The sequence below is a fragment of the Pleomorphochaeta sp. DL1XJH-081 genome (assembly GCF_049310885.1).
GTDB lineage: Bacteria > Spirochaetota > Spirochaetia > Sphaerochaetales > Sphaerochaetaceae > CAYZJV01.
Window position 1 is genome coordinate 1 of sequence record NZ_JBMDYO010000175.1, and the last position, 250, is coordinate 250.

General features: G+C 58.8%; 1 protein-coding gene. It reads left to right on the forward strand.

All coding sequences use genetic code 11. The annotated features are described in order from the left end of the window. Positions 1 to 250: hypothetical protein (locus ACODJP_RS14375; RefSeq protein ID WP_422482660.1), on the forward strand; the 250-nt coding region annotated here is incomplete at both ends.

Consider the following 250-nt stretch of genomic DNA (forward strand, 5'->3'; position numbering starts at 1 on the left):
GCTTCCCTGTCGAAGTTGAAGTTCCTCGTGACTATCGACCCGCTCAATACCGAAACGTCCACCTTCTGGCAAAACCATGGTGAGTCGAACGATGTCGATCCGGCGAAAATCCAGACCGAAGTGTTCCGTCTGCCCTCCACCTGCTTCGCCGAAGAGAATGGGTCTATCGTCAACTCCGGCCGCTGGCTGCAGTGGCACTGGAAGGGCGCGGACGCCCCGGGGATCGCCGTCACCGATGGTGAAATTCTCG